The following is a 24,032-nucleotide window of genomic DNA, read 5'->3' on the forward strand; positions in this document are numbered from 1 at the left end:
TGACCCGCCGATCCTCACCGGTCCGGGACTGGCATGGCGCCAACTCCGCTTTTGCGGTTTGCCAGTCGCGGGCTGCCGATACTGGCGGCCCCCGACCGTCCCCGGAGAGGAGCACCCGATGCCCGAAACCGCGCTACCGCTGACTGCCGCCCAGTCGGAGCTGTGGCAGCGGTGCGTCCGCGAGCCGGGCAATGCGGTGTACAACCTCGGCGGCGTCTACGACATCCGCGGTCCGCTCGACGCCGGGCGGTGGATTTCCGCGGTGCGGCAGGCGGTCCGGGAAGCCGAGACCCTGCACGTGCGGTTCACGCGCGGGGACGACGGCGAAACCCAGCAGGTCATCGTCGCCGAAGAGGCCGAGGTCACCCTGCTCGACCTGAGCCGCGAAGCGGCCGAAGCGTGGATGCAGGCCGACGTCCGCAAGCCCTTCGACCTCACCGCGACGCTGCTGCCCCGGTTCGCGCTGATCCGGATCGCCCCCGGGCACCATCTCGGTTACGTGTGCGTGCACCACGTCGTGTCCGACGGCTTCAGCCAGATCCTGCTGTTCCGGCGCATCACCGAGATCTACGACGGCGGACAGGCGGCCGCCGAAGGAGCGCCGCCGCCGCTGCGCGTGCTCGTCGAGGACGACGTGGCCTACCAGGCCGATCCCGCCCGGCACGGCGACGACCGGGACATGTGGGCGGGCCGGTTCTCCCGGACGTTCGCGCCGACCACGCTGTCGAGCCGCCCGTTCGCGCCCGCGACCGACTTCGCCCGCGAGTCCGCGGTGGTGCCCGCCGAGGTCACGCGGAAGCTCGAGAAGATCGCCTGGGAGACCCGGGTGGCCCTGCCCGAACTGCTCATCGCCGCGGCGGCGGCGTACGTCCAGCGGATGGCAGGCACCCCGGACGTCCTGGTGAACCTGCTGACCACCGCGCGCAAGGGCGCGCTGATGCGGTCGGTGCCCGGCATGGTGGCGAACTCGGTACCGGTGCCGGTGACGGTCCGGCCCGGGATGACCCGCGGCGAGCTGGTCGCCGAGGCGGCCGTGGAGATCAAGCAGAGCGTGCGCCACCAGCGTTACCGCGGACGGCGGGTGCGACGGCACATGGGACTGGACGGCGATCCGCGCCCGTTCGGCCCGACCGTGAACATCCTGCGCGTCGGCGAGGAACGCCTCTTCGGCGGCTGTAGCGCGACCGTGCACGACCTGTCCACCGGCCAGGTCGACGACCTCGAGTTCGTCATCGGCGAGACCCCGGACGGCAGCCTGCCGCTCACCGTCCTCGGCAACCCCGCGCTGTACCGCCGGGACGAGCTGGCCGCGCATGCGGCGCGGCTGGTGGCCTTCCTCACCGACTTCGCCGGGCTGGACCCGGACGTGCCGCTGGCCCGCATCGACGTCGAGCGGGCGACCGGCCATCCGGCCGGGCCGCGCCGCGAGACGAACAGTCTCGACGAGCTGCTCGACCGCATCGACGACCTCGCCACCGCAGCGCCGGAGACCCCCGCCGTGACCGACGACGACGGCACGTGGACCTACGGGCAGCTGCGCGACTTCGCGGCGGCGGTGAGTTCCGGGCTGGTGGCCGCGGGCCTGCGCCCGGGCGGTGCGGCCGGGATCTTCGCCGGTCCCGGCCGGGAGTTCCTCGGCGCGGTCCTCGGCATCTGGAGCGCGGGCGGGACGTACGTGCCGGACGCCGGTCTGCTCGACCGCTGCGGCGCCCGCTGGCTGGTGACCACCGATGACCTGCGCGAGCGGGCCGCCGCGCTCGCCCCCGGCCTGCGCGTGGTGACCGGATGCGGGGCCACGAGCGAGTTTCCCGCGGTGTCCCGCAACGCCGGAGCCGCGGCCTGCGTGCTCGTCCCGCCGGGCCGCCCCCGCGGCGTCGTCGTCGGCGACGCCGGACTGGTGAACCAGCTGTGGGCCAAGGTCGAGGACCTCGATCTGTCCGCTGTGGACAGTGTGCTGCAGAACGCGCCGCTGCCGTCGGCCGCCGCGGTGTGGCAGCTGTTCGCCCCGCTCCTGGCCGGCGGCCGGGTCCGGATCGCCACGCCGAGGGCGGGCACGGAGGCGTTGTTCCGCCTGGCGGCCGCGGAAGGGCTGTCGGTGGTCGAGGCGGCACCGTCCGAACTGCGTGCGGCACTGGACGCCTTCGACGGCGAGCTGCCCGCACTGCGCCGGATCGTGGTCACCGGGGCGGTCCCGCCGGACCTGCGCGACCGCTGGCTCGCCCGGTTCCCGCACACCGACCTGGTCCACGCCCACGGCGCACCGGAGTGCTCCGGCGACGTCACGCACGCCCCGCTCACCGCCGTCCCGGGGCCCACGCCCGAGCCGATCCGCAACACCGAGCTGTACGTGCTCGGGCCGGAGCTGCGGCCGGTCCCGTCCGGGGTGGCGGGCGAGCTGTACGTCGGCGGCACCGGCGTGGCCCGCGGATACACCGACGGGCCCGGTGCCACCGCCGCGCGGTTCGTCGCCAATCCCTTCGGCCCGCCCGGGTCGCGGATGTTCCGCACCGGCGACCGCGTGTGCCGGACCGCTGGACCCGAATTCCCCGACCGTCCCCTGACCTCGATCTCCGCCGCCGGAACCGCACGGGAGGAAACGCCGTGACAACCCAGGGACTGCAGGACGTCCTCCCGCTGACGCCGCTGCAGGAAGGGCTGTTGTACCACGCCGCGCTCAGCGGCGGCGGTACCGATGTCTACCACGTCCAGCTCGTCGTCGACCTCGACGGCGACCTCGATCCCGAAGCGCTGCGCGCGGCCGGGCAGGCACTGCTGGACCGGCATGCGCCGCTGCGGGCGTGCTTCCGGCGCCGCCGGTCCGGCGAGCCGGTGCAGGTGATTCCCGCGCGGGCGCGGCTGCCGTGGCGGGAGGCCGACCTGCGCGGCCGTCCCGAAAGCGAGGCGGTGGCGCTCGTCGACGAGGAGCGCGTCCGCCCGTTCGACGTCGAAACCCCGCCGCTGCTGCGGTTCCTGCTGATCCGGCTGGGCGAGACGCACTACCGGTTCGTCGCGACCAACCACCACGTCGTCACCGACGGCTGGTCGATGCCGCTGATCCTGCGCGACCTCTTCGCGCTCTACGCCGGCGAGGCGCTCCCGCCGGTGCCGGACCACCGCGAGTACCTCAGATGGCTGCGCGGCCAGGACCGCGCCGCCGCCGAGCGGGCCTGGCGGGAGGCGCTCGACGGCCTCGCCGAGCCGACGCTGGTCGCCGGGCCCGGGCAGCCGCGCGAGCCGAAGCTGCCCGAAGCACTGGCCGTCGACGTGCCCGCGCAGCTCACCGCGGACCTCACCGCCTGGGCGCGGGCCGGGGGCATGACGCTCAACACCGTCCTGCAGGGCTGCTGGGCGATCGTGCTCGGCGGGCTCACCGGCCGCTCCGACGTCGTGTTCGGCGCGGTCAGCGCCGGGCGGCCGCCGGAGGTCGCGGGCATCGAGGACATGGTCGGGCTGTTCATCAACACCCTGCCCGTCCGCGTCCGGCTCGACCCGGCCGCCACCCTCGCCGAGACCCTCGGACGGCTGCAGCACGAGCAGTTCGGCCTGCTGCCGCACCAGCATCTCGCGCTCTGGGAGGTCCAGCAGCAGGCCGGGCTCGGCGAGCTGTTCGACACGGCGTTCGTGTTCGAGAGCTACCCGCTCGCCGACGGCTTCGACGACGAGCGCGCCGGGCTGCGCGTGCGCGGCGCCGAAGCCCGGGACGCCACGCACTACGCGCTGAGCCTGACCGTCGTGCCGGACCCGCAGCTGCAGCTGCGCCTGGAGTACCGCGACGACGTCCTCGACGCCGACACCGCGCGCCGCGCCGCCGACGGGCTCCTGGCTCTCCTGCAGACCGTGGTCGCCGCACCGGATCGCCTGCTGGGCCGGATTTCCCCGTTCCCCGCGGTGGACCTCGCCGCGGGACGCGGGCCGCGGCACGAACCGGGCCTGCCGGTCGCGGACCTGGTCGAGGCGCAGGCGGCACGCACGCCGGACGCCGTGGCCGTCGAACACGACGGCGTCGCGCTGACCTACCGGGAGCTGAACGCGCGGGCCAACCGGCTGGCGCACCGGCTGATCGCGGCGGGTGCCGGGCCCGAGCAGGTGGTCGCCGTCCTGCTGCCGCCGTCGGCGGACCTGGTCGTCGCGGCCCTGGCCGTCCTGAAGGCGGGCGCGGCCTACTTCCCGGTCGACCCCGAATACCCGGCCGAGCGCATTGCCGCGCTGATCGCCGACACCGAACCGGTCGTCGTGCTGCGTGACGCCGCGGGCGACGGGCCGGACACCGATCCGCCGCGCGAGGTGCACCCCGGACACCCCGCGTACGTGATCACCACGTCCGGCTCGACCGGCCGCCCCAAGGGCGTCGTGGTGCCGGTGCGTGCGCTGGCCAACGCGATCGCCGACGTCGTGCGCACCTGCGGGCACGCGCCGGGGGACCGGGTGCTGGGCGTCGCCGCGCCGACGTTCGACATCTCGCTCGAAGAGCTGTTCGCGCCGCTGACCGCGGGTGCCACGCTGGTCGTCGCCGGCCGCGACACCGTCCGCGACCCGGTCGCGCTGACCCGGCTGATCCGCGACGCCCGGATCACGCTGATGGACGCCGGCCCCGCGCTGTGGCACTACGTCCTGGAGGAGGACGCGGCCGCGGTCGCCGGGCTGCGGGCCATCGTCGGCGGCGAGGCGCTCGGGGCGGAGCTGGCCAACCGGCTGCGGGCGGCGACCCGCGGGGTCGTCAACTTCTACGGCCCCACCGAAACCGCCATCAACGCCACCGGTTTCCCGCTGGCCGGGCCCGTCGAGGACGCGCCGCCGATCGGGCGGCCGGTCGCCAACACCGACGCCTACGTCCTCGACGCCGCGCTGCGGCCGGTGCCGCCCGGCGTCACCGGCGAGCTGTACCTCGCCGGTGTCCAGGTCGCGCGTGGCTACCTGCGCCGTCCGGGGCTCACCGCCGAGCGGTTCGTCGCCGATCCCTTCGGCCCGCCCGGGACGCGGATGTACCGCACCGGCGACCGGGTCCGCTGGACCGGCGGGCAGCTGGAGTTCCGCGGCCGCGCCGACGACCAGGTCAAGATCCGCGGCTTCCGGATCGAGCCCGGCGAGGTCGAGGCCGTGCTCGGCGCGCACGAGGGCGTCACCGGCGCGCTCGTGCTCGCCCGCGACGACGACGGCGACCGCCGCCTGGTCGCCTACCTGACCGGCACGGCCGACGCGGACGACCTCCGCACGTGGGCCGCCGCGCGGCTGCCCGAGCACTGCGTGCCGTCGGCGTTCGTCGTCCTGGACGCGTTCCCGCTGACCGCCCACGGCAAGGTCGACCGCCGTGCCCTGCCCGCGCCGGACTACTCCGGCACCCGGGACCAGCGCCCGCGGACCTCCCTGGAGCAGATCCTCTGCACGCTGGTCGCGGAGGTGCTCAAGGTGCCGTCGGTCGGCACCGGGGACAACTTCTTCCACCTCGGCGGGCACTCGGTGCTCGCCACCCGCCTGGCCGGGCGGATCCGCTCGGTGCTGGGGACCGACCTGGGCGTCCGGGCGATCTTCGAGGCCCCGACCGTGGCCGAGCTGGCCGACCGGCTCGCCGGCGAGTCCGGGGCCCGGCCCCCGCTGGTCCCGATGCCGCGGCCGGGCAACGAACTTCCGCTGTCCTACGTGCAGGAACGCTTCTGGTTCATCGACCGGATCGCCGGGACCGACGGTTCACTGGAGATGCCGCCGCTGGCGATCCGGCTGCACGGCGAGCTGGACGTCGAGGCGTTCTCCGCCGCGCTGGGCGACGTCGTCACGCGGCACGAGTCGCTGCGCACGCTGTACCCGGTCGTCGACGGCGAACCGCGGCAGCGGATCCTGGACGTCGCCGAAGCCCGCGAACTGGCCCGTGTGGACGTCCGCGGGCCGGGGGAGATCGCGTCGGTGAACCGGCGGTTCGACACGACCACCGAACTGCCGGTGCGTGCGGTGCTGTTCCGGGAATCCGCCGACGAGTCGCTGTTCGTCCTGATCCTGCACCAGATCGCCGTCGACGGCTGGTCACTGGTCCCGCTGGCCCGCGACTTCGCCGACGCCTACAACGCCCGCCGCGCCGGACACGCTCCGAAGTGGACGGACCTGAAGGTGCAGTACGCGGACTACGCGTTGTGGCAGCACTCGATCCTCGGTGCGGAGTCCGATCCGGACAGTGGCATCTCGCGTCAGCTGGCGTACTGGAAGTCCGCTTTGGACGGCCTGCCGGAGGAGCTGACCCTGCCGGTGGACCGGCCGCGCCCGGCGCTGCCGTCCTACCGCGGCCTCGGCCACGACTTCGAGATCGACGCGGCGATCCACCGCACGCTCACCGACGTCTGCCGCCAGACCGGCACGACAGCGTTCATGGTCGTGCAGGCCGCGCTCGCGGTGCTGCTGGGCAAGCTCGGCGCGGGCACGGACATCCCGCTCGGCACCGCCGTGGCCGGGCGCACCGACGAGGCGCTGGACGACGTCATCGGCAACTTCGTCAACGTCCTCGTGCTGCGCACCGACCTCGGCGGCGACCCGACGTTCCGCGAGCTGCTGAACCGGGTCCGGCGCACCGACCTGGCGGCGTTCAGCCACCAGGACGTGCCGTTCCAGCGGGTCGTCGACGCGCTCAACCCGGTGCGCTCGCCCGCGCGGCACCCGCTGTTCCAGGTGATGCTCGAGTTCGAGAACCTCGACGAAGCGCGCTTCGAGTTCGACGGGCTGCGGGCCGGGCTGGAGCACCAGGCGCTCGAGGCCATGGACTACGACCTCATGTTCATCATGCGGGAGCGGCACGACGCCGACGGCGCGCCCGCGGGCATCCGGTCCTTCCTGGAGGTCGCCGCCGACCTGTTCGACGCCGAAACCGGCCGGGCGATCGCCCGGCGGCTCGTGCGCCTGCTCGGCGAGCTGGCCGCGGCGCCGGACCGGCCGATCAGCACGTTCTCGGTGCTCGACCCGGCCGAGCGCGACCTGGTGCTGACGACGTGGAACGACACCGCGCGCGCCGGGGAGTTCGTGGCCGTGCCCGAGCGGGTCCGGGAACTCGCCCGGACGGCGCCGGACGCCGAGGCCGTCGCCGACGACGACGGCGCGTGGACCTACCGCGAGCTGTGGGCGTTCGCCTCGGGCGTGGCCGCCACGCTGCCCGGCCGGGGCATCGTCGCCGGGATCCTCGGCGACCCCGGCCGCGAGTTCACCGGCTCGGTGCTCGGTGTCTGGGCCGCGGGCGGCGCGTACGTGCCGGTCGACCCGCAGGCGCCGATCGAGCGGATCGCCGGGATGCTCACCGACGCGGGCGCGCAGGTGCTGCTGGCCCCGGCGGGCTCCGGCGCGCGGGCGGAGGAGATCGCCGCGGCCGTGCCCGGCCTGCGCGTGCTCACCGAGCGGGTGTCCACTGTGGACTTCACGCCGGTGCCGCGGCACCCCGACGACGCCGCGTACGTGCTGTTCACCTCCGGCTCGACCGGGCGGCCCAAGGGCGTCGTCGTGGCCGACGGCGGCATGGTGAACCACCTGCTGGCCAAGATCGAGGACCTGGACCTGACCGCGGCCGACACCGTCCTGCAGAACGCCCCGCTGACGTTCGACATCTCGGTGTGGCAGATGTTCTCCGCGCTGCTGGCCGGCGGCGCGGTGCGCGTGGTGGGCGCCGACCTGCGCGCGGATCCGCGGCGGCTGTTCGACGTCGTCGACGCCGACGGCGTCACCGTGGTCGAGGTGGTCCCGTCGCTGCTGCGCACCGCGCTCGACGAGTGGGACCCGCGCGTGACGCTGTCGGGCGTCCGCTGGCTGATGGTGACCGGCGAGGCGTTCCCGCCCGACCTGCGCGACCGCTGGCTCGCCCGGTTCCCGGACATCGGCCTGGTCAATGCCTATGGCCCCACCGAGTGCTCGGACGACGTCACGCACGCCGTCCTCGGGCCGGGCGGCGCCGTCCCGATCGGACGGCCGGTGCGCAACACCCGGCTCTACGTCCTCGGCCCGGAGCTGCGGCCGGTCCCGCCGGGCGTGGTCGGCGAGCTGTACGTCGGCGGCACGGGTGTCGCGCGGGGTTACGCCGGACGCCCCGGGGACACCGCGGAACGGTTCGTCGCGAACCCGTTCGGCGCGCCCGGGTCCCGGATGTACCGCACCGGCGACCGCGTCCGCTGGAACCGCGACGGCGAGCTGGAGTACTTCGGCCGCGCCGACGACCAGGTCAAGGTCCGCGGCGTGCGCATCGAACTCGGCGAGGTCGAGGCCGCGCTGCACGCGCTGGACGGCGTCCGCGCCGCCGCCGCGGCGGTCCGGCCCGACCCCGCGGGCCAGCCGTCCCTGGTCGGCTACGTCGTGCCGTCCGGCGACTTCGACGCCGCCGCGGCGCGGACGGCGCTGGCGGGCAAGCTCCCGGCGGCGCTGGTGCCCGCGGTCCTGGTCGCGCTGCCGGAGCTGCCGGTCGACGGGAACGGCAAGATCGCCCGGCGGGCACTGCCCGAGCCGGAGTGGCCGGTGGCCGTCCGGACCGGCGGCGAGCCGAAGACGCCGCGTGAGGAAATCCTCTGTGGACTGTTCGCCGACGTGCTCGGGCAGCCTTCGGTCGGGACCGGGGACAGCTTCTTCGACCTCGGCGGCCACTCGCTGCTGGCCACCCGCCTGACCGGCCGGGTGCGCGCGGTCTTCGGCGTCGAGCTGCCGGTCTCGGCGGTGTTCGAGGCCCCGACCGTCGCCGGGCTCGCCCGCGCGATCGCGGCCGCGGCCGCCCCGGCCCGCCCGCCGCTGCGGGCGGGGGAGCGGCCCGCGCGGATCCCGCTGTCGTTCGCCCAGCAGCGGCTGTGGTTCCTCGACCAGCTCGGCGACGGTGGTTCCGCCTACCACATCCCGACCGCGGTGCGGCTGACCGGCGACGTCGACGCCGAGGCGGTGCGGGCCGCGCTCGCGGACGTCGTGACCCGCCACGAGAGCCTGCGCACGGTCTTCCCGGAGCAGGACGGCCTGCCGTACCAGCACATCCTCGACCCGGCGGAAGCCGTGGCCCGGCTGCGGTTCGACGTCGCCGGTACGGTCGCCGTCGAGGAGTTCGCGCAGGAGCCGTTCGACCTCGCCACCGACCTGCCGCTGCGGGCCCGGCTGTTCGCTCCGGGCGGCGGCGAGTACGTCCTGGCCCTGGTGCTGCACCACATCGCCGGCGACGCGTGGTCGTTCGGCCCGCTCACCGCCGACCTCACCGCGGCCTACCGCGCCCGTGCGGCCGGAACGGCTCCGGAGTGGACCGAGCTGCCCGTGCAGTACGCCGACTTCGCCGTCTGGCAACGGGAAAGCCTCGGCGAGGAGTCCGATCCGGACAGTGCGGTCAGCACCCAGCTCGCCTTCTGGCGGCAGACCCTCGACGGCGCCCCGGACGAGCTGGCGCTGCCGTTCGACCGTCCGCGCCCGCCCGCGCTGTCCCTGCGCGGCGACCGTGTCCCGCTGGAAGTGGACGCCGGAACGCACCGGGGGCTGGCCGAGCTGGCCCGCCGCACCGGGACGACGGTCTTCATGGCCGTGCAGACGGCGCTGGCGGTGACCCTGGCCAAACTCGGCGCGGACACGGACATCCCCATCGGCACCGCGGTCGCCGGCCGCACCGACCGGGCGCTGGAGGACCTCGTCGGGTTCTTCGTCAACACCCTGGTCCTGCGCACGGACGTCTCGGGCGAAGTGTCCTTCGAGGACCTGCTGGCCCGCGTCCGTGAGACCGACCTGGCCGCGTTCGCGCACCAGGACGTGCCGTTCGAGCTGGTCGTCGACGCGCTCAACCCGGCGCGGTCCCTGGCGCGCAACCCGCTGTTCCAGGTCATGCTGGTGGCCCGGAACGTGCCGGAGGCGGCCGACGAGCCCACCGGGCTGCACGCGGTAGTGGACACTGTGGACACCGACACCGCGAAGTTCGACCTGCTCCTGGACTACGCCGAACAGCACGCCGCGGGCGCGCCGGCCGGGCTCGCCGGGTCGCTGGAGTACAGCACCGACCTGTTCGACCGCGAAACCGCCGAGCGGATCACCGGCTGGCTGACCCGGGTCCTGCGGGCCGCCGTCGCCGACCCGGGGCGCCCGGTCGGCGCGCTGGAGCTGACCGGCGCCGCCGAACGCGAGCAGGTCGTGACGGGATGGAACGCCACCGCGCACCCGGTCCCGGCCGTCACCGTGCCGGAGCTGGTCCGTGCCCAGACCGCCGCGACGCCCGAGGCGATCGCCGCGGCCGACGAGCACGAGCAGGTCACCTACCGGGAGCTGGACATCCGGGTGGACCGGCTCGCGCACGCGCTGGCGAGCCGCGGGGCCGGGCCCGAACGCGTGGTGGCGATCGCGCTGCCGCGCTCGGTGGACCTGGTCGTCGCGCTGCTGGCGGTCCTGCGCACCGGCGCGGCCTTCCTGCCGATCGACCCGGACTACCCGGCCGAGCGCGTCGCCCACCTGCTCGGCGACGCCCGGCCGGTGTTCGTCCTCGACGACGTCCGGCTCGACGGCGAGGCACCCTTCCCCGGCCCGGTCTCCGGCGACGGCGCGGCGTACGTGATGTACACCTCGGGCTCGACCGGCAAGCCGAAGGGCGTCGTCGTCTCGCACGCGGCACTGGCCAACCGGCTGCTGTGGATGCGGGACACCTTCGGGCGGCCGGAGCGGGTGCTGCAGAAGACGTCCTGCGGGTTCGACGTGGCACTGTGGGAGTTCTTCTGGCCGCTGGTCTCCGGCGGGACGCTGGTCCTCGCCCGGCCCGACGGGCACCGCGACCCGCGCTACCTCGCCGACGTCATCCGGCGCCACGGCGTCACCGACGTCCACTTCGTCCCGTCGATGCTGCGCGAGTTCCTGCCCGAGGCCACCGGCCTGCCCGGGCTGCGTCGCGTGTTCTGCAGTGGCGAGGCCCTGACTCCGGCCCTGCGCGAGCGGGTCCACGCGACCCTGGACGTCGAGCTGCACAACCTCTACGGCCCGACCGAAACCACGATCGAGGTGACCGCGTGGACGTCTCCGCCGGGCCCGGCCGCGACCGTCCCCATCGGACGTCCACTGTGGAACACCCAGGCCTACGTCCTGGACCGCTGGCTGCGGCCGGTGCCACCCGGAGTGGCCGGCGAGCTGTACCTCGCGGGCACCCAGCTGGCCCGCGGCTACCAGGGCCAGCCCGGCCTGTCCGCCGAGCGGTTCGTGGCGAACCCGTTCGGGGAGCCCGGTTCCCGGATGTACCGCTCGGGCGACCGCGCCCGCTGGAACCACGACGGCGAGATCGAATACCTCGGCCGTGTCGACCACCAGGTCAAGGTACGCGGCGTGCGTGTCGAACCGGGGGAGATCGAGGCCGTGCTGCGGGGCCACGACGGCGTCTCGGACGTGGTCGTGCTGCCGTGCCCGCTCCCCGCGGGCGACCACCAGCTCGTCGCCTACGTCATCGGGGACGCCGACGCCGACGCGCTGCGGGCGCATGCGGCCGAGCGGCTGCCGCAGTACATGGTGCCCTCGGCCTTCGTGCCGCTGACGGCGTTCCCGGTGACGGCCAGCGGGAAACTCGACCGGGCCGCCCTGCCCGCACCGCACGTGTCCGGCAGCGGCCGCGAGCCGCGCACCGAGCGGGAACGCGCGTTGTGCGCGCTGTTCGCCGAAGTCCTCGACGTGCCGTCGGTCGGCGTCGACGACGACTTCTTCCACCTCGGCGGGCACTCGCTCACCGCGACCCGGCTGGTCAGCCGGATCCGCGCCACGCTGGGTGCCGACCTCGGCGTCCGCGCCCTGTTCGAACGGCCGACACCCGCCGGGCTGGCCGAACGCCTCGGCCACGCCGAGACCCGGGAAAGCGCGTTCGCCCCGGTGCTGCCGCTGCGCACCGGCGGCGATCTGCCGCCGCTGTTCTGCGTGCACCCGGTGGGCGCGCTGAGCTGGTCCTACATCGGCCTGGTGCCGCACCTGGACCCGCGGCGGCCGGTCTACGGCCTGCAGGCCCGCGGCCTGGCCGCCGACGAGCCGCTGCCCGCGTCGCTGGAGGCGATGGCCGCCGACTACCTCGGCCGCATCCGCGAGATCCAGCCGTCCGGGCCCTACCACCTGCTGGGCTGGTCGTTCGGCGGGCTCGTCGCCCATCACGTCGCGACGCTGCTGCGGGAGCAGGGCGAGGAAGTCGCGCTGCTGGCCAGCCTGGACAGCCGTCCCCCCGGCCACGACGACGAAGTGCCGGGGGAGCAGGAGATCTATTCGACCATTTTGGACGCCGTCGGTGTCGCGGCGGACGGCCGCGAGCTGACCGCGGCCGTGGTGGCCGAGCTGGTCGCGGGTTCCGGCCTGGCGTCGGAGTTCGGCGAGGAACACCTGCGGCGCCTGGTCGCGGTGTGGCGCAACAACCACGAGCTGATGCGGAAGTTCGTGCCCGGCCACTATTCCGGGCGGCTGCTGCACTTCGCCGCCGCGGACGCCGACGGCGACCCGGCGGAGGCCTGGGGGCCGTACGTCGGCGCGGTCGACGTCCACGCGGCCGGCGCCGCGCACGCCGACCTGACCCGGCCGGGACCGCTGCGGCACATTGGCGAAATTCTCGACACCGCACTGGTTGACTGTGCCCACGACGCCCGAGAGGAGCAGTGATGAGCAACCCGTTCGACGACGCCGACGGCACGTTCCACGTGCTGGTCAACGACGAGAACCAGCACTCCCTGTGGCCCGCGTTCGCCGAGGTGCCCGCGGGCTGGACGGTGGTCCTGCGCGACGCGACCCGCGAGGCGGCGCTGGCCTACGTCGAGGAGAACTGGACCGACATGCGGCCGGCCAGCCTGGTCCGCGCCATGGGTGAATAGGAGTCCCGTCATGACCGACGTGAAGGTCGAACTCTACGACGAGCTGCGCGACCTCGTCTGCGACGTGTTCGAACTCGAGCCGGAGGAGGTCACCGGCACCAGCTCGTTCGTCGACGACCTCGGGGTCGACTCGCTGTCGCTGATCGAGCTGGTGTCCCAGTGCGAGAAGCGCTACCGCATCCGGATCGCCGAGTCGCAGCTGAAGACCATGCTCACGCTCGACGGCGTCTACCGCGTCGTCACCGAGGCGGAAGCGATCTGATGAGCCGCCGGGTGGTGGTGACCGGGCTCGGCGTGGTGTCGAGCATCGGCATCGGCCGGGCCGAGTTCGCCGAGGCGCTGCGGGCAGGCCGCAGCGGGGCGCGGCCGATCGGCGTCTTCGACACCGAGGGGTTCGAGCACACGATGGGCTGCGAGGTCGCGGGATTCGACCCGCGGCCCTGGATCCGCCGCGTCGACCCCGAAGAACTGGGCCGGGCGAGCCGGTTCGCCGTCGCGGCGTCCCGGATGGCCGTCGAGGACGCCGGGCTCACCGAAGACGAGCTGCGGACCCGGCGTGGCATGGTCTGCGTCGGCACCACCGACGGCGAGGCCCACGACCTGGACGCGCTGACCGAGCTGGAACTCGCCCACGGCCCGGCGGCGCTGGACCCGGTGCGGGTCCGGCGCTCGACGGCCACCCGCCTGTCCGCCACGGTCGCCCACGACCTCGCCCTGTCCGATGTGGAGGCCGTGACGGTGGCCACCGCCTGCTCGGCCGGGAACTACGCCATCGGCGCCGGCTTCGACGCCGTCCGCGCGGGCGAGGCCGAGTTCGCCCTCGTCGGCGGCGCGGATGCCATGTGCCGCAAGACGTTCGCCGGGTTCTACCGGCTCGGCACGGTCGCCCCGGACTGCTGCCGCCCGTTCGACGTCGACCGCAAGGGCATCCTCACCGGCGAGGGGGCCGGGGTGCTGGTGCTGGAGACCGCGGAGTCCGCGCTGCGCCGCGGTGCCCCGATCTACGCCGAAGTGCTCGGGTACGCCCTCAACTGCGATGCCCTGCACCCCGTCGCGCCCGACCGCGCGAGCATCAAGGAGTGCATCGAACTGGCCCTGCGCGACGCCCGCGTCGGGCCGGACGAGGTGGACCTGATCTCCGCGCACGGCACCGGCACGCCCGCGAACGACGTCACCGAGACGGGCGCGATCAGGGACGTGTACGGGGAAAAGCCGCCGCCGACGGTGTCGTTCAAGTCGATGCTCGGGCACGCGATGGGGGCCGCGAGCGCGCTGGCGGCGATCGCCTGCGGGCTGGGCATCACCCACCGGTTCATCCCGCCGACCATCAACCACCGCGTGACCGACCCGGAGTGCGGGATCGACTGCGTGCCCAACCACGCGGTCGACGCCGAGCTGAAGGTCGTGCAGAACACCGGACTGGCCTTCGGTGGCAACAACGCCGTCGTCGTGCTCGGCCGGTTCGACGAGGAGGTGGCCCGGTGAACCCGGTCATCACGGCGTGGACGGCGGTTTCGCCGTACGGCATCGACCGCGAGTCCTTCGTGGACGGCCTGCGCGGCGGGCAGGCGGCGGCCGTGTCCGGCGGCGCGGTCCACAAGACCGCGCTGGTTCCCGGCTTCGACATCCGGGAACTGCTGGGCCGCAAGGGAACCCGGGCGATGGACCGGGTCACCGGGCTCGCCGTGTGGGCGGTCGGGCAGCTGGCCGCCGAGCGGCCCGCGGCCCGCGGCGACCGCGCGGGGCTGGTGCTCGGCACGATGGGCAGCCTGGACAGCACGATGGAGGTGAGCCGCTCGACCTTCGTCGAGGCCAAGCCGTACTTCATCGACCCGAGCCGGATGCCGTACTCGATCATGAACGCCGCCGCCGGGCAGTGTGCGATCTGGCACGACCTGACCGGCCCGAACGTGACACTCGCGGGTGGCCGGGCGGCCGGTCTTTCGGCGCTGGCCTACGCCGTCCGCCTGATGCGGGCCGGGCGGGCGTCGAGCGTGCTCGCCGGGGCCGCCGAGGAGTACTCGGACGCCCGCTCCTGGATCGAATCCCACAGTGGTGTCGACGGCGTGCTTGGTGAGGGCTGCGTGATGCTGCGCATCGAGCCCGCGGGGGAGCAGTCGCCGCTGGCCGAAATCCTCGCCGTGCACTCCCGGATCGCGCCGCCGGGCGCGGTAACGGAGACCGCTCGGTCCTGTGTGGACGGCGCGCTCGCCACGACCGGACTGTCCACTGAGGACGTCACGACGGAGTCGTGGTCCGGCGTGCCGGGCCGCACCGAGCCGGTGTCGGAACTGATCGGCGACACCGGCGCGGCGACGGCGATGTTCCAGGTCGCCGGGGTGCTGGCGACCGGGCAGCCGGGAGACGTCGCCGTCGTCGGCTCGGTCGACCGCGACGGCGCGGTGGTGTGCGCGGTATTGCGGCTGGGAGGCCAGAAATGAGCGGGGTGGCGCTGGTCAGCGGCGGTTCGCGCGGCATCGGCCGGGCAGTCGCCACCCGCCTGGCCCGGGACGGCTTCGACGTCAGTTTCTGTTACCGCGCCGACGAAGACGCCGCACGCGAGGTCGAGAAGGACCTTGCCGAGCTGGGCGTGCAGGTGCTGGCCGAGCGCGTCGACGTCGCCGATGCCGAAGCGGTCCGGGCGTGGATCGCGCGCACCGAGCGGGAACTGGGCCCGGTCACGGCCGCGGTGACGTCCGCGGGCATCACCCGCGACCAGCCGCTGGTGCGGATGCCGGACGAGGACTGGAAAGCCGTCCTCGAAACCAACCTGGACGGCGTCTACCACGTGTGCCGCTCGGTGGTGTTCGGGATGATGAAACGCAAGGCGGGCACGGTGATCGCGATCAGCTCGATCGCCGGCGTGCACGGCAGCGCCGGCCAGACCAACTACAGCGCGTCGAAGGCGGGCACGATCGGGTTCTGCAAGGCGCTGGCCAAGGAGGTCGGGCGCTACGGCGTGCGCGTCAACGTGGTGGCGCCCGGGTTCATCGACACCGACATGGTCGCGGTGCTCGACGAGCGGACCCGCGAGCGCGCGCTGGCCGAGGTCCCGCTCCGGCGGTTCGGCACCCCCGGCGACGTCGCCGACCTGGTCGGCTTCCTGGCCTCCGAGCAGGCGGGGTACATCACCGGCTCGGTGCTGCACGTCGACGGCGGGCTCATCCGGTGACCGGGGAGCCGGACCCGCTCCGCTTTTGGCGGAAGCGCCGTCCGGCCGGAGCTGAATTGGCTTCGCATCCGCCGCGTCCGGCGCCGTTCCTGCCTAACGTGAGCGACGCGGCTCCACACAATGATGGAGCCACGGGCCACGGGACGGTGATCGGTATGGCTGAGGCGGCCCTGCGCCGGGGAAAGCGGCTCCCGGAGAGCGCGGAGCCGGGGACCGGCATGGTCGAACTGGACGGCGACCTGGTCGTCCGGCAGGTGAACGGCGCCTTCGCGCAGTTGTTCGGCACGACGCCGGACGACGTGATCGGCACGCCGTTCCCGGACTGGTTCCTGCCGGCGGTCCGGCAGACGCTCCGGCGCGAGCTGGCGGAGCTGGCCGCGGGTCGCCGCGACGGCTTCGACGAGCGGCTGGCCTGCCCCGGCCCGTTCTTCGCCGACGTGACCGCCCGCCCCCTCCCGGACGGCGGCCTGGTGCTGCTGGTCCGCCCGGCCGAGCCGGCCCCCGTGCGGCTGGGCGACCTGGACGCCCAGATCCTGGAGGGACTGGCGGCGGGGGAGCCGACGGTCCGGATCGCGATGCGCCTGTACCTGAGCCGCCAGGCGGTGGACTACCGCATCGGCGCGATGCTGCGGAAGCTGGAGGCCCCGAGCCGCGCGGCGCTGGTGTCGAAGGCGTACGCCTGCGGCGTCCTCTGCCCGTCGCAGTGGCCGCCGCGGGTGGCGCCGCACGCCCGCGAGAACTGACCCCGGCCGTGTCTCCGCACCGTCCCGCGGCCGCTCCCGTGAATCGCGGGTACCGCGCCACCGGCCCGGATTGTTGAATTTCCTCATCCGAGCGCTAGGGGTGGGTGACATGGGTGAACCGAGGACCTGGCACGTCGCGTCCGTCGACGGGAACTTCCGGGTGATGACGGCGGAAAGCGGTTTCTGCGCGCTGTTCGGGGTGTCCGGATTCGAGCTGCGGCACCGGTCGCTCCTCGACTACCTGCACCCCGACTTCGCCGAAGGACCGCGGCGCGCCCTGACCGCACTGGCGGCCGGGGACCGGCGCGAAGCGGCCGAGCACGTCGTGCTCGCCGTCCCCGGCGGGACGGCCGTCTCCGCCGAACTGACCGCGCTGCGGGGCCCGCGGCGGATCGTGGTGGCCGTCCGGCGGGACGTCGGCCGGGCGCAGCGGGCCCGGCAGACGCTGCTGTCCCCGCTGGAGGCACTGGTCCTGGAGGGACTGGCGGCGGGCGTCCCGACGACCGAGCTGGCCCAGCGCGCCCACCTGAGCCGCCAGGGGGTCGAGTACCACGTCGGCGCGCTGGTCCGCCGGTTCGGCGTCCCCAACCGGACGGCACTGGTGGCCAAGGCCCACGCGGCCGGGATGTACACCGCCGACGTCTGGCCGCCGCGCGTGGACCCGCGCGTGCTGGAAACGACCCGCCGGGCCGTCGGTTCGTGAGAAACCGCACGACCCGGCACCCAAGGCACGCTGAAAGGGACGTTCCTGACGTCTGGCGCGACGAAAGTCCCTTTCGCTGCACCACATGAGACGAAAGCGCCTTTCAGCCCACCCGGGACTCGTGAGTGAGAAACAGGGTTAGAACACTGTTTCTCACTCACGACAAGCCGCGGCAGACCCCGCAAACCGGCGCCGGTCACGCCCCGGCGGCCACCAGCCAGACCGCGGAATCTCCCGGCACGGCACCGGGGTCCCCGCTGCCCAGCACGATCTCGCCCCATTCCGCGGGCGGCGTGAAGACCGCGGTCCCGGTGTTGACCACGCACACCAGCGCACCCCGGCGGAACGCCAGCACGGCGTCATTCCCGGTCTCGAGCCACTCCACCGGGCCCGGTTCGCCCAGGCCCCGCTCGCGGCGGGTCCGGATCGCGCGCCGGTACAGGTGCAGTGTCGACGTGTCGTCCTTCTCCTGGACGTCCGCGGCGTACCGGTCGAACCACTCCGGCTGCGGCAGCCACGGCTCGCCCGCACTGAAGCCGAACGCCGGCGCGTCGGGCGACCACGGCAGCGGCACCCGGCAGCCGTCGCGGCCCTTCTCGCGGCCGCCCGTGCGGTGGAACACCGGGTCCTGGCGCGCGTCGTCCGGCAGGTCGAGGACCTCCGGGAGGCCGAGCTCCTCACCCTGGTACAGGAACACCGAACCGGGCAGGGCCAGCAGCAGGAGCAGCGCCGCACGGGCCCGGCGTTCGCCCAGCGCCACGTCGACCTCGCCGCGCGGGCGCATCAGCGCCGCGAACGCGTCGTTGCTCGGCGGGGCCGGCTCCGGGGCGACGATGCCGTAGCGGGTGACCGTCCGGTGCACGTCGTGGTTGGCCAGCGTCCACGCCGCCGGCGCGCCGTGCGCGGCCGTGCGGGCCACCGCGCGCTCGACGGCGCCGCGCAGCGCGCCCGCCTCCCACGGCTGGACGAGCAGGTCGAACGAGAACGCCTGGTGCAGCTCGTCCGGGCGCAGGTAGCGGTCGAGGTCGGCCGGGTCGGGGACCCAGACCTCGCCGACCAGCAGCAGGTCGCGCTCCGGGCCGTACCCCGCGGCGAGCGCGCGCCAGCGGCGGAAGACCTCGTGCACCTCCGGCTGGTTCCAGCTGTGGGCGTTGTAGCCGCCGCCCTCCCAGTCGCGCAGTGCCGCGTCCTTGACCAGCCCGTGGCAGACGTCGATGCGGAACCCGTCCACCCCGCGGTCGAACCAGAACCGCAGGACGTCCTCGAACTCGGCCGCCACCTCCGGGTGGCGCCAGTCGAAGTCGGGCTGCTCGCGGGCGAACAGGTGCAGGTACCACTGGCCGGGCGTGCCGTCGGGCTCGGTGACGCGGGTCCAGGCGGGCCCGCCGAAGACCGACTGCCAGTTGTTGGGCGGCTCGTCGCCCCGGCCGTCGCGGAAGAGGAACCGCGCGCGCTCGGGGGAGCCGGGCCCGGCGGCGAGGGCCGCGGTGAACCAGGGGTGCCGCTCCGAGCAGTGGTTCGGGACGAGGTCCATGAGCACGCGCAGCCCGCGCGCGTGCGCCTCGGCGACCAGGCGGTCGAACGTCCCCAGGTCGCCGTATTCGGGGTTGATCCCGCGGTAGTCGGCGATGTCGTACCCGTGGTCCGCCTGTGGCGAGGGGTAGCACGGGTTGAGCCAGACGGCGTCGGCGCCGAGCCCGGCGATGTGGTCGAGCCGCTCGATCACCCCGCCGAGGTCGCCGACGCCGTCGCCGTCGCTGTCGGCGAACGACCGGACGTAGAGCTGGTAGACGACCGCGTCGTCCCAGAACGAGCGCGCGCGAGAGGAGGTTCGGGCCACGGTCCGATCTTCGCACGCAGGCCCGTGAGCACGGGGTTGAGCTTTCTCCGCGGATCGCGCGTAGAGCGCGAAGGCGCCGCGGAGCGACAATACCCAGTCGCTGACTTTTCCCGGATCAACGGAGGCCTCATGTTCCCCCGACGCGGCCGGTCCGCCGCCGGTGCGATCCTGCTGGCGGGTGCGGCGCTGGCCGGCTGCTCCCAGGCCGGCGGCCTGACGGTCAACCTCTACCTCTCCCCGGAGGACCACCTCCAGACGGTGGTCGACAAGTGCACGGCGCAGGCGGCCGGGCGCTACCGGATCGTCTACAACAAGCTGCCGCGCGGCGCCGACGGCCAGCGCGAGCAGATGGCGCGGCGGCTGGCCGCACGCGACGACTCACTGGACGTCCTCGGCCTGGACGTCACCTGGATCCCGGAGTTCGCCGAAGCGGGCTGGATCGACCCGTGGACCGGGGCCGCCGAGGCCGAAGCGACCCAGGACGTGCTGCCCGGCCCGCTCGCCACCGCCCGCTGGAACGGACGGCTCTACGGGGCCACCAAGAACACCAACGTCCAGCTGCTCTGGTACGACGACCGGATCACGCCGTCGCCGCCGAAGACGTTCGACGAGCTGATGCGCACCGCGCAGGTCCTGAAGGCGGCGGGCAAGCCGCACGAGGTGCTGTTCACCGGGGCGCAGTACGAGGGCCTTGTCGTCTTCTACAACACGCTGGTCGCCTCGGCAGGCGGGCACATCCTGTCCGACGACGGCAAGTCGGTGGTCATGGACGAGGGCGCGATCCGCGCGCTGGAGCTGCTGAAGACGCTGACCACCGCCGGGATCACCGACCCTTCGCTGACCAACTCGAAGGAGGACGACATCCGGCAGGCGTTCCAGCGCGGCGACGGCGCGTTCGAGCTGAACTGGCCGTACGTCTACGCCTCCTACGGCCAGGAGAAGCCGCAGGACCTCGCGCACCTGAAGTGGGCGCGCTACCCGCAGGTCGTCCCCGGGACGCCCAGCCGCGTCACCATCGGCGGGTTCAACCTGGCGATCAGCACGTACTCCCAGCACAAGAAGGAAGCCTTCGAAGCGGCACTGTGCCTGCGCAGCGCGGCGAGCCAGAAGTACCAGGCCCTCGTCGACGGGATCCCGCCGAGCATCGCGTCGGTCTACGACGACCCCCGGCCGCTGGACCCGGCGAAACCGGCCGACGCGGCGAAGAACCCGACGATGGCCGACCAGTACCCGATGAAGGCCGACATCCGCGCCGCACTCGCCGACGCGGCGGTCCGGCCGCTCACCCCGGCCTACCAGAACCTCTCCACGGTGATCTCGAACGTCCTGTCGCCGCCGTCGGAGATCGATCCACGGGCGACGGCGGACAAGCTGCGCGAGGCGCTCACCGACGCCCTGAACTCCCGGGGGATCATTCCGTGAGCCGAGGGCCTGCGACCGTCCGGTCCGGACGGTCGCAGGCCCCGCCGGGCTCCCATGGGGCGCAGCACGTGCAGCAGCTGGGCGGCCGACATGCGGTCCGCGGTGGCCGGGCCGTCGCCCGCCGGGGAAGCGGGCTGGTCGAACCCGTGCCGGAAGACGTGCGCGGCGGCTCGCCAGGCATAGGTGAAGGCGGTGACGCCCACGTAGACGGTGTCGAACTCCGCGGCGCAGGCCAGCGGCAGGACGGCTTCGGGAACTTCGAGCGGTTCGAGCGCGCCGGAGGCGCGGGAGAAATGGGCGGCTGCGGCGGCTTCGGCAATAGTCATTGGACGGCCTCGATTTCGGTCGGTTGATCCACAGAATTTCCCGGTATCGGGATCGGTAACGCCATGATGGCGGCGGTCGCCGCCACGGCAACCGAATCCGCGGCTTGCGGCCGGAAGTCCCTTTCCTGCTGGAGACCGCGGCCCTGTCAACCCCGCCCGCCGGTCGAAGCCGGAATTCTCCGTCAATCGGTGGATGTCCGCTTTGGACGGCGCCGCTTATCGTGATTGCGGCCACGCGACGGCGGTGGCCGCGGTACCGAGCAGAGGAGCGGAAATGGAATTGAGCGAGTCCACGTGGGACCCGGCGGCCCACGGCATGGAACCACTTTCGTTCGGCACGGCTGCGGTGGAGCCGACCGCCTGTACCTGGGCGATCGTCGCCGCGACCGCGGTCGGGGCCGCGGTGGGGGCCGGCGTCGGCTGGGTCAACTGCCACTACCACGGCTGCGTCCAGGAAGTGGACGACCTGGAGGTCCCGAGTGCGCCGTCGGGTGTCCCGGTCGGTGAACTGCTGGGCCTGCGGCACGAAGCCGCGTCCCGCCGCAGCTGAAACCCCATTCCCGCAAAACCGAAACCACCATGGAGGAAATCATGAGCACCATTGCGCAGTACGACTTCGCCGAAACGCTCGCGCCGCTCGAGTTCGGTGGCCGTGAACTGACCGTGGCGTGCACCCCGGCGGCGGTCGACCTCGCGGCCGTCGGTCTGGGCGCGGCCGGTATCGGCTACTTCGCCGCCAAGGCGTTCTTCCACCGCGGGAACTTCGAGGAGACCGAAGGTCCCCTCGACAGTGGCGCCGCGCGGCACGACCTGCTGCCCGCTTCGGAACTGCTGTCGGTGCGGGCGGACGAGCTGACCCGCCGCTGATCCGGTTCCCCCAGGGCGGGCGCACGCTTGGTTCGTGCGCCCGCCCTCCCTTTTGCCGGTGACGACAAAAGCCGTGAATGGCCCTTTGCCGGACTTCAAGTCCGGCAAAGGGCCATTCACGGCTTTCCCGGGGGAGTCGTCAGCCCGCGATGGGCAGCACCGGCGTGGCGAGGACCCGGTGGCCTGCCTCGGTCACGACGGCGGGCACGAGGTGGCCCGCCGGGCCGGGACCGGCCGGGGCGATCAGGCCGAGCCGGCCGAGCAGCCGCGCCGTTCCCTGGTCGCAGCAGGGGATTCCGTCGACGTAGAGGTCGGGCTCGCAGCTGGCCGACAGCTGGGCGCGGCCGTCCCGGACGGCCTTGAGCATGTTCACGGCCCGGTGGGTCAGCTCGGTCGCCTGCGGGCGGGAATCGTGGCCCATGGTCTCCTCCCGGGTGCTCGGCGCAATGATCAGGAAAAGGTAAAACGCCGCGCGGTGGGTCACCATGCGCGGACCGCGAACGGGAATCCGCATGCGGCGGAAAGAACCACCACGGCCGCGCCGGCCGCGGGATATTCGGAAGGTCACGTCCACCAGGGAAAGGTTCTTCCGTTGCGTATCCGGGTCAAGAAGTCCGCGGCCGTGGCGACGGCCGCTCTCGCGCTCGCCGTCGCCGCACCGGGAACGGCGGACGCCACGCCGTTGCCGGGCTACGCGCACCGCACGGTGACGGCAGGCGGGTCCACTTTCGAGCTGAACCTGCTCGCGACGCCCACCGTCCTGCCTTCCAGTGGTGGCACGGTCGTCGTGGCCGGTGCCGGGTACAACCGGGCCCAGGGGATCTTCCTCGCGTTCTGCGCGATCCCGGACGCCGTGCGCCCCGGCGACCCCGCGACCTACACGACGCTGCCGACGCCGTGCCTGGGCGGCCGCGAGGCGAAGGACGGGTCCGCCCGCCGGATCACCGACACGGCCACCGGCACGCCGGGCATCACGCTGCCGTACGGCCCGGGCGGCTCGTTCGTCACGACCCTCACCATCCGCCCGCAGCTCGCCGACGGCGTCGAGTGCGACGCCGGAGTCCGCTGCGCGATCGTCACCCGCGCCGACTTCACCGCGACCGGCGACCGCTCTTACGACCAGTACATCCCGGTTTCGTTCCGGCGCTGAGGAAACGGCGGCGCGAAAAAGGGCCCGCGGAGACGAGTCTCCGCGGGCCCCTTCCGGCGGCCACGCCTCAGCTGAGGACGGTGATCACGTCCGCCTTGATCAGGCCGATCAGCGAGTTCAGGGTCGAGATGACGACCTTGACCTTGGCGTCCTTCTTGATGTCGCCGACGACCTTGGTCAGCGAGTCCCAGGTGAAGACGACCTTGCGGTTCGTGCCGTCGAGAACGACCGTGACGTACTTGCCGTCGACCGAGACGACCTTGCCGGTCAGGGTGACGCTGCCGACGCCGGGCAGGGTGACGCCGGCGGACGGGGCCGGCGTGGTGGCGCCCGCGGTGCCGGCGGCGCCGAGCAGCCCGGCGCAGACGAACGCGGTCGCGGCGATACCGGTCGTGATCTTGGTCAGAGTGCGCTTGTTCATTTCCACGCGGCCTTTCGGTCGGTTCGGATGGCGAGCGGACCGCCGTTCGGTTTCGCTCGTGCTGCGAAGATTAGGGAGTTCGCCGGGTCTGCTGTATCCGCGAATGCTGAAGAGGTGATCGTGAATTTCCCTTGGGCGCCCGGGAAAACGGGGTCGCTCACGCCGAGGGTGCCGTGCGCCCGGTGAGCCGGTAGCCGGAGCCGTGTGCCGTGCGGATGAGCACGCGGTGGCGGTCGCCGAGCTTGCGGCGCAGCCGCGCCACGTAGAACTGGACCTTCCGGCCGTTGTGCCCCGGGCCGCCGAGGGCCCGTTCGAGCAGCCAGTTCGGGCTGACGCGGTTCGCGTTGAGCATGAGCATCCGCAGCAGGCGGAACTCGGTCGGTGTCAGGTGGACGGTCTCGCCGCGATAGCGCACCTGGCCCGTCCGCAGGTTCAGTTCGAGGCCCTGGACGCGCAGGACCGGCTCCCGCGACGGAGTGCGCTCGATCACATCGGTCATGATTCCTCGAATGGGTGCGGGGGAATTCTTTCGGCGGAGAGTGTGTCCGACCCCGGCATTGCCGACAAGGGTGCTGGGACTGCGCATTCTGCTGAATTCCGCTT

Annotated in this window: 18 protein-coding genes; 14 read left to right on the forward strand and 4 right to left on the reverse strand. The window is 73.3% G+C overall.

Features of this window, described 5'->3' with window-relative positions; all coding sequences use genetic code 11:
• Positions 1-118: 118 nt before the first annotated feature.
• The 9 genes from ABJI51_RS03000 to ABJI51_RS03040 all read left to right on the forward strand — a co-directional run bounded on the left by ABJI51_RS03000 (position 119) and on the right by ABJI51_RS03040 (position 17,403).
• On the forward strand, positions 119-2,605 hold the full coding sequence (locus tag ABJI51_RS03000; protein ID WP_348947354.1) for a condensation domain-containing protein: 2,487 nt from the start codon (positions 119-121) through the stop codon (positions 2,603-2,605).
• Positions 2,602-12,576 (forward strand): non-ribosomal peptide synthetase, encoded by a 9,975-nt coding sequence (locus ABJI51_RS03005; protein WP_348947355.1) that lies wholly within the window; start codon positions 2,602-2,604, stop codon positions 12,574-12,576. Before ABJI51_RS03000 ends, ABJI51_RS03005 begins: the two co-directional genes overlap by 4 nt.
• Positions 12,576-12,785, forward strand: a complete 210-nt coding sequence (locus tag ABJI51_RS03010; RefSeq protein WP_206794700.1) for an MbtH family protein — start codon at positions 12,576-12,578, stop codon at positions 12,783-12,785. Before ABJI51_RS03005 ends, ABJI51_RS03010 begins: the two co-directional genes overlap by 1 nt.
• A 10-nt stretch (positions 12,786-12,795) precedes the next feature.
• Positions 12,796-13,047, forward strand: coding sequence for an acyl carrier protein (locus tag ABJI51_RS03015; RefSeq protein ID WP_348947356.1), 252 nt, complete (start codon positions 12,796-12,798; stop codon positions 13,045-13,047).
• Entirely contained in the window at positions 13,047-14,270 is a 1,224-nt protein-coding gene (locus ABJI51_RS03020; protein ID WP_348947357.1) for a beta-ketoacyl-[acyl-carrier-protein] synthase family protein, read from the forward strand. The genes ABJI51_RS03015 and ABJI51_RS03020 overlap by 1 nt, the downstream gene beginning before the upstream one ends.
• Complete coding sequence (locus ABJI51_RS03025; RefSeq protein ID WP_348947358.1) at positions 14,267-15,226, forward strand: beta-ketoacyl synthase N-terminal-like domain-containing protein; 960 nt, start codon at positions 14,267-14,269, stop codon at positions 15,224-15,226. The genes ABJI51_RS03020 and ABJI51_RS03025 overlap by 4 nt, the downstream gene beginning before the upstream one ends.
• Positions 15,223-15,957, forward strand: a complete 735-nt coding sequence (fabG, locus tag ABJI51_RS03030; RefSeq protein WP_348947359.1) for a 3-oxoacyl-[acyl-carrier-protein] reductase — start codon at positions 15,223-15,225, stop codon at positions 15,955-15,957. Before ABJI51_RS03025 ends, fabG begins: the two co-directional genes overlap by 4 nt.
• Positions 15,958-16,112: 155 nt before the next feature.
• Entirely contained in the window at positions 16,113-16,700 is a 588-nt protein-coding gene (locus ABJI51_RS03035; protein ID WP_348947360.1) for a PAS domain-containing protein, read from the forward strand.
• Between the two features lie 109 nt (positions 16,701-16,809).
• Complete coding sequence (locus tag ABJI51_RS03040; protein ID WP_348947361.1) at positions 16,810-17,403, forward strand: PAS domain-containing protein; 594 nt, start codon at positions 16,810-16,812, stop codon at positions 17,401-17,403.
• Positions 17,404-17,599: 196 nt separating this feature from the next.
• Here ABJI51_RS03040 and ABJI51_RS03045 read toward each other — a convergent pair whose 3' ends face one another.
• Positions 17,600-19,243 carry a glycoside hydrolase family 13 protein gene (locus tag ABJI51_RS03045; protein ID WP_348947362.1) on the reverse strand — a complete coding sequence of 548 codons (1,644 nt, stop codon included), beginning with the start codon at positions 19,241-19,243 and terminating at the stop codon, positions 17,600-17,602.
• Between the two features lie 129 nt (positions 19,244-19,372).
• On the opposite strand from ABJI51_RS03045, the gene ABJI51_RS03050 reads away from it, so the two are divergent.
• The 4 genes from ABJI51_RS03050 (at position 19,373) to ABJI51_RS03065 (ending at position 21,858) form a co-directional block, all read left to right on the forward strand.
• Positions 19,373-20,665 carry an ABC transporter substrate-binding protein gene (locus ABJI51_RS03050; protein ID WP_348947363.1) on the forward strand — a complete coding sequence of 431 codons (1,293 nt, stop codon included), beginning with the start codon at positions 19,373-19,375 and terminating at the stop codon, positions 20,663-20,665.
• 68 nt (positions 20,666-20,733) lie between these two features.
• A complete protein-coding gene (locus ABJI51_RS03055) occupies positions 20,734-21,018 on the forward strand; it encodes a hypothetical protein (RefSeq protein WP_348947364.1) in 285 nt (94 codons plus the stop codon).
• Positions 21,019-21,265: 247 nt separating this feature from the next.
• Positions 21,266-21,541, forward strand: coding sequence for a hypothetical protein (locus ABJI51_RS03060; protein WP_348947365.1), 276 nt, complete (start codon positions 21,266-21,268; stop codon positions 21,539-21,541).
• A 41-nt stretch (positions 21,542-21,582) separates the two neighbouring features.
• Complete coding sequence (locus ABJI51_RS03065; protein WP_348947366.1) at positions 21,583-21,858, forward strand: hypothetical protein; 276 nt, start codon at positions 21,583-21,585, stop codon at positions 21,856-21,858.
• A gap of 139 nt (positions 21,859-21,997) precedes the next feature.
• Here the strand turns inward: ABJI51_RS03065 and ABJI51_RS03070 are convergent, their stop codons facing one another.
• Complete coding sequence (locus tag ABJI51_RS03070; RefSeq protein ID WP_348947367.1) at positions 21,998-22,279, reverse strand: hypothetical protein; 282 nt, start codon at positions 22,277-22,279, stop codon at positions 21,998-22,000.
• 171 nt (positions 22,280-22,450) lie between these two features.
• On the opposite strand from ABJI51_RS03070, the gene ABJI51_RS03075 reads away from it, so the two are divergent.
• Positions 22,451-23,008 carry a hypothetical protein gene (locus ABJI51_RS03075; RefSeq protein WP_348947368.1) on the forward strand — a complete coding sequence of 186 codons (558 nt, stop codon included), beginning with the start codon at positions 22,451-22,453 and terminating at the stop codon, positions 23,006-23,008.
• A 67-nt stretch (positions 23,009-23,075) separates the two neighbouring features.
• Here the strand turns inward: ABJI51_RS03075 and ABJI51_RS03080 are convergent, their stop codons facing one another.
• Both ABJI51_RS03080 and ABJI51_RS03085 read right to left on the reverse strand, forming a co-directional pair.
• Positions 23,076-23,429 (reverse strand): hypothetical protein, encoded by a 354-nt coding sequence (locus ABJI51_RS03080; RefSeq protein WP_348947369.1) that lies wholly within the window; start codon positions 23,427-23,429, stop codon positions 23,076-23,078.
• Positions 23,430-23,586: 157 nt separating this feature from the next.
• Entirely contained in the window at positions 23,587-23,928 is a 342-nt protein-coding gene (locus tag ABJI51_RS03085; RefSeq protein WP_348947370.1) for a winged helix-turn-helix domain-containing protein, read from the reverse strand.
• Positions 23,929-24,032 lie beyond the last annotated feature (104 nt).

The organism is Amycolatopsis melonis, from assembly GCF_040064235.1.
In the GTDB taxonomy this organism is placed as follows: Bacteria; Actinomycetota; Actinomycetes; order Mycobacteriales; family Pseudonocardiaceae; genus Amycolatopsis; species Amycolatopsis melonis.

Bases quoted from the DNA above. Each gene is read 5' to 3' on its own strand.
- ABJI51_RS03000 (WP_348947354.1), top strand. From the start codon at position 119: ATGCCCGAAACCGCGCTACCGCTGACTGCCGCCCAGTCGGAGCTGTGG.
- ABJI51_RS03010 (WP_206794700.1), top strand. From the start codon at position 12,576: ATGAGCAACCCGTTCGACGACGCCGACGGCACGTTCCACGTGCTGGTC.
- ABJI51_RS03015 (WP_348947356.1), top strand. From the start codon at position 12,796: ATGACCGACGTGAAGGTCGAACTCTACGACGAGCTGCGCGACCTCGTC.
- ABJI51_RS03020 (WP_348947357.1), top strand. From the start codon at position 13,047: ATGAGCCGCCGGGTGGTGGTGACCGGGCTCGGCGTGGTGTCGAGCATC.
- fabG (WP_348947359.1), top strand. From the start codon at position 15,223: ATGAGCGGGGTGGCGCTGGTCAGCGGCGGTTCGCGCGGCATCGGCCGG.
- ABJI51_RS03035 (WP_348947360.1), top strand. From the start codon at position 16,113: ATGGCTGAGGCGGCCCTGCGCCGGGGAAAGCGGCTCCCGGAGAGCGCG.
- ABJI51_RS03040 (WP_348947361.1), top strand. From the start codon at position 16,810: ATGGGTGAACCGAGGACCTGGCACGTCGCGTCCGTCGACGGGAACTTC.
- ABJI51_RS03050 (WP_348947363.1), top strand. From the start codon at position 19,373: ATGTTCCCCCGACGCGGCCGGTCCGCCGCCGGTGCGATCCTGCTGGCG.
- ABJI51_RS03060 (WP_348947365.1), top strand. From the start codon at position 21,266: ATGGAATTGAGCGAGTCCACGTGGGACCCGGCGGCCCACGGCATGGAA.
- ABJI51_RS03065 (WP_348947366.1), top strand. From the start codon at position 21,583: ATGAGCACCATTGCGCAGTACGACTTCGCCGAAACGCTCGCGCCGCTC.
- ABJI51_RS03070 (WP_348947367.1), bottom strand. From the start codon at position 22,279: ATGGGCCACGATTCCCGCCCGCAGGCGACCGAGCTGACCCACCGGGCC.
- ABJI51_RS03080 (WP_348947369.1), bottom strand. From the start codon at position 23,429: ATGAACAAGCGCACTCTGACCAAGATCACGACCGGTATCGCCGCGACC.
- ABJI51_RS03085 (WP_348947370.1), bottom strand. From the start codon at position 23,928: ATGACCGATGTGATCGAGCGCACTCCGTCGCGGGAGCCGGTCCTGCGC.